At 44.3% G+C, this 5199-nt stretch carries 3 protein-coding genes and 1 pseudogene; all 4 read right to left on the bottom strand.

Going from position 1 to position 5199, the window contains the following annotated elements; translation table 11 throughout:
- Positions 1 to 146: 146 nt before the first annotated feature.
- Complete coding sequence (locus L1272_RS22520) at positions 147 to 863, bottom strand: hypothetical protein (protein WP_235374331.1); 717 nt, start codon at positions 861 to 863, stop codon at positions 147 to 149.
- A gap of 72 nt (positions 864 to 935) precedes the next feature.
- Complete coding sequence (locus L1272_RS22515) at positions 936 to 2732, bottom strand: alkaline phosphatase (RefSeq protein WP_235374330.1); 1797 nt, start codon at positions 2730 to 2732, stop codon at positions 936 to 938.
- An 11-nt stretch (positions 2733 to 2743) separates the two neighbouring features.
- Positions 2744 to 4333 (bottom strand): alkaline phosphatase, encoded by a 1590-nt coding sequence (locus L1272_RS22510; protein ID WP_235374329.1) that lies wholly within the window; start codon positions 4331 to 4333, stop codon positions 2744 to 2746.
- Between the two features lie 618 nt (positions 4334 to 4951).
- A pseudogene (locus L1272_RS22505) lies at positions 4952 to 5199 on the bottom strand (elongation factor Tu); the annotation flags it as partial.

Genomic DNA, 5199 nt, shown 5'->3' with positions numbered 1-5199 from the left:
ACTCTTAGGTTGTTTATCTTACCCGATAGGCTACCAGACAGGCATTATCCAAGGGTGGTAAGAAGGAAACCTAATAAATATCCCTATAAAAGAAAATGCCAGTCAGCTCTTAACTGACTGGCATTACACCAAGGTGCCTTTTTTAATTAGTGATGATGACCATGCTCACCTTTGAGCTGATTACCTTGCGCATCATAAAATCCACTTGCACCATGCTCAACAAACCCTAAGTTGATCATTTTAGCTAAAAATGGATCGCTTTCATTATCACCGATATCTGCGTAATCGGTCGTTTGATAGTTATCCCATTTCGCAAATTCTGCCTGAATCTTTTGCTGGTTGTAATGACTGGCTGTTAAAGCAATTTCACGGCTATAAATTGGTGTTGAAATACGAATTGCTTTGAGTAACTTTTGATTGGCAAGCCAGCTTAGCTCTATTTTGCTCTCACCCTGCTGCTGTGTGTAATACTCTGTTAACTCACAGCCTTCACCGGTGCTTTTCTGGTGCGTCATTGAGGCTAAAAACTTATCGCTTACTAGCTGATATTTGCTACTCCAATCTTGTTCACCTTGCACTTCCGATGGTTGATACTCAATACCACGCTGGGCATGCTGAAAATAACGAATTGGGCGAATTTGTTGATTGCGCAACTGTTGCCATAATTCAATAAATTGTGGATTCTGCTTAGCCACCTGGTGAGGCGTACGCCAAAGGGTAAAAGTGTTTTCAGTATGCTGCTTATTAGCAACGATTTCTGTGGTGACTTTATAGTCTGCTTGCGTAAAACCGGTGTTCATATCGCATTGCCCTGCAACAGCAAGTGGACTAAGTAATGAGGCAAGTAAGATGGCTGCTTTCACGGGATTCTCTTTTGTCTTGGTTTACTTTATAACTAATTGAGTAAGGGAGGCATGGAGCCTCCCAAACACTCATTACTGTGCTAATTTAGCATCGGCTTGTTTAACAAGGTCAGCGGCATAATCCATAACATGGAAGATAAGGCTTTGCTCATTAGTGCCTGTTACTAAATGTGCACCTGGACCTACTGCATACACACCCACATCTTCTGCTGCGTGTGTTTCAGAGCCTAGTGGTACAACAGCTTCTTGGTGGAAACCTGGCGTTGTTGTGTCAACATCTGTTAAATCAACACGACCCGTTACCGGTGCAAAGTTATAACCTGCATCAGCATCAGTCTCATCACCTAAGTCGCGGAAACCGCCACCATTGGTATAACCAACCGTTGTGTATGGCATGTTATCTGCTGCAAGTGATGGTTCATCACTACCCACAGGTACCACTTTACCTAAAATTGGGTTACCGCGTTTTGGGTAGCCTGCAATGGTAAATACGTGGCTGTGGTCAGCTGTTACTATGATTAGCGTGTCTTCAATGCTGGTTTTATCAAGAGCAACTTGGACTGCTTTTGAAAGCTCAACTGTGTCGCTTAGTGCATTGTAAGCATTACCAGCGTGGTGACCGTGGTCAATACGACCGGCTTCAACTGTTAGCATGAAACCATTGGCGTTGTTATCTAACACATCAATTGCTTTTGCTGTCATTTCAGCAAGTGAAGGCTCGCCTGCTACATCGTTTGCACGGTCTGCTTCGTATTGCATATGTGATTCATTGAATAAACCAAATACGCGCTCAGTTGACTCTGCATCAATTGCATCAAAACCAGCTTGGTCCATCACATATTGACCTGCAGGATATTTAGCTTTCCACTCAGCTGTTAGGTCACGACCATCTGTACGGTCACCTTCTACTGAGCTCACAGCATCAGCAGAGTTAAACGCTGCGTCTTTCGGTAAGAAATGACGACGACCACCGCCCATCACAACTTCTAAACCATCAACATCTAAGCCTTCGTAGCGTGCCTCTAGGTTTGCTTCAAAGTTAACTAACTGCGATGCAATATCTTCACAGCCAGCGGTAACTGCCGCTTCTGGCATATCTGATACGTCTTCCCAGTTACGGTCAGCCGATTTTGCATACGTTGCTGCAGGCGTTGCGTGAGTGATACGCGCTGTCGAAATAATACCCGTCGACTTACCGGCAATCTCAGCAAGCTCAGTGGCTGTAACTAGTTCATTACCTGCAACCGTTGCACAGTTACCACGTTCGATGTCTTCATCAACACCGATAACGCCAGCATCCGTTTTTACGCCCGATGCCATTGCTGTCATCGTACCCGCAGAATCAGGTGTTTGCGCATCAACGTTATAGGTTTTAGCAAACCCTGAGAATGGTAGTGTTTCAAAGCTTAGTTGATGCTCTTCTCCTAGCTTACCCTCTAGTTGACCGGCCATAATACGTGCTGCTGTGACAGTTGAAATACCCATGCCGTCACCAACAAACAGAATCACGTTTTTCGCTTTACCTGACTCTTTTACAACGGCAGCAATGTTTTCTTCGCTACTAGCGACTTTAACTTGTGCTGACTTGAACCATTCATTATCAGTCAACGGCGCTAATTGCGATGCCGTTAACGACGTTGCTGGTGCATTACATGCAACGCTTGTATCCGTTACTTCTGCTGAGTCTAGCTCACCGTTATCGTTGCTATCTTCACCGGTAAGGGTTTCTGTACCACCGTTTACGCACAGCTCAGAGCCAACAGCTAATGTATTTTCAATGGTTAATGTTTTTGGTGAGTTGTCATCGTCATCAGAACAACCCGCTAATGCCACTACTACAGCAAGAGAAATTAAATTTAGTTTTTTCATCGTCGTCGCCATTATTCTTCAATTAGTTCTAGAGCTTGGTTAATGATGTGGAAAATTACGTTTTGCTCCACAACGCCTTGTGCTAGTTGCGCACCTGGACCTTTTGCATGCAGTGAAATATCTTCACCTGCATGAGTCTCTGAACTTAGTGGCACAGTGGCTTCTTGGTGATAACCAGGTGTAGTCGTATCAACACCCGTTAAATCAACACGGCCTGCAAATGCCGCTTCGCTATAAGATGCATCAGCGTCGGTTTCATCGCCTAAATCGCGAAAACCTAAACCATTAGCATAACCAACTGTGGTGTAAGGCATACCATCTGCCGCAAGGCTTGGTTCTTCGCTACCAATAGCAACTACTTGACCTAAGATTGGATTACCACGCTTTGGGTAGCCCGCGATAGTGAATACGTGGCTGTGGTCGGCAGTAACAAGAATAAGAGTTTCTTCTGGGTTGGTGTTTTCTACCGCTGTCTGCACTGCTTTGGCAAATTCAACAGTATCATTTAACGCGTTATAAGCATTGCCCGCATGATGACCATGGTCAATACGGCCTGATTCAACCGTTAAGAAAAAGCCTTTTTCATTGCTCTTTAAGATATCAATTGCTTTACCTGTCATTTCAGATAATGACGGCTCACCCGCTACATCGTTAGCGCGATCTGCTTCGTATTGCATGTGTGATTCGTTAAATAATGCAAATACGCGTTTGCTATCAGCATTTAGCGTATCGAAGCCTGCTTGGTCCATGACGTACTTACCATCAGGGTACATTTCTTGCCACTCAGCCGTTAGGTCACGCTCATCCGTACGGTCACCTTCTACTTCGCTCACTGCATCAATTGAGTTAAACATTGCGTCTTTTGGTAAGAAGTGACGACGACCACCGCCCATCACAACTTCAAGACCATCTACGTCAGTACCTACAAAGCGTGCTTCTAGGTTCTTCTCAAAATTTACAAGTTGTGAGGCAATATCTTCACAACCCGCTTCTACAGCATCAGCCGGCATGTCTGATACGTCTTCCCAGTTACGGTCAGCTGATTTTGCATAGGTTGCAGCCGGTGTTGCGTGAGTAATACGCGCCGTAGAGATAACACCTGTTGCTAGACCTTTGATTTCTGCCAGTTCTGTTGCGGTAATTAACTCGTTACCAGCAACAGTTGCACACTCGCCACGCTCGATATTTTCGTTTACACCAATTACACCTACATCGGTTTTAACACCTGAAATAATTGCTGTCATCGTGCCTGCAGAGTCAGGTGTTTGCGCATCAACGTTATAGGTTTTGATTTGCGCTGAGTATGGAAATTCTTCAAAGCTTAGTAAGCCTTCTTCGCCTGACTTGCCTTCCATTTGTCCCGCCATGATACGAGATGCAGTCAGCGTTGAGATACCCATACCATCGCCAACAAATAAAATGACATTTTTAGCTTTAAACGTTTGCTCAGCCTGAGCCGCCGCCTCTTTTTCCGTTAATTTTGTTTCAGCGGCACTATACCAATCATTTTGTTTTTGACTGTCTGGTAACACACCTGCATTGGCTGTCGCTGACAATGCCAACGTTAAACCAATTGCAGTAGCAATTTTATTAATTTTCATCGTTACGTTCCGTTAGTACGTTATTTTAAGAATTTGAGTGCTAACTAAACTGCACTTGGATAATTAGCGCAGCCATACTAAGAAGGCATTGTTACTAAAAAAGTGGTTTTTCATGACGAAATGATGAAACCAAAAACAACTTTAGCTATAGGTAAGTAATTAGTTTTAGTAGAAATAACAGAGTTGGTTGCTAGGTGTGAGTTGCGAGGGTAAAAGTTCTAGCTTCTAGGTCAAGCATAACCTTGGGAGTGTTTTATGATGATTTGGGTTTATCAAAGAAAAGGTTTACATGGATTGTGTTGGGTTTCGCTGCGCTCAAACCAACCTACCCGAAGAATGAACAGGCAGAATGCTGAGCGAGACACCACACTAAACAACCCCACCAATCTAATCTGACGTCTGAAAGCTGATAGCACTGTTTACGTTGGGTTTCGCTCCGCTCAAACCAACCTACCCGAAGAATGAACAGGCCGAATGCTGAGTGAGACACCACACTAAACAACCCCACCGATCGAATCTGACGTCTGAAAACTGACAGCTGATAGCTTTTTTCACCCATAAAAAAACCCGAGACTAAGCTCGGGTTTTTCTTAATGCTTAATGCATCACTATAGTTGATTACTCAACGATAGTTGCAACAACACCAGCACCAACTGTACGGCCACCTTCACGGATAGCGAAGCGTAAACCTTCGTCCATCGCGATTGGGCAGATTAGTTCTACAGTCATCTTGATGTTATCACCAGGCATTACCATTTCAACGCCGTCTGGTAACTGTACGTCACCTGTTACGTCAGTTGTACGGAAGTAGAACTGTGGACGGTAACCTTTGAAGAATGGAGTGTGACGACCACCTTCATCTTTAG

The sequence above is a fragment of the Pseudoalteromonas sp. PAST1 genome, assembly GCF_021532515.1.
In the GTDB taxonomy this organism is placed as follows: Bacteria; Pseudomonadota; Gammaproteobacteria; order Enterobacterales; family Alteromonadaceae; genus Pseudoalteromonas; species Pseudoalteromonas simplex.
Note: the sequence above shows the minus strand (reverse complement) of the source record. Positions and strands in the feature narration are given on the sequence as shown.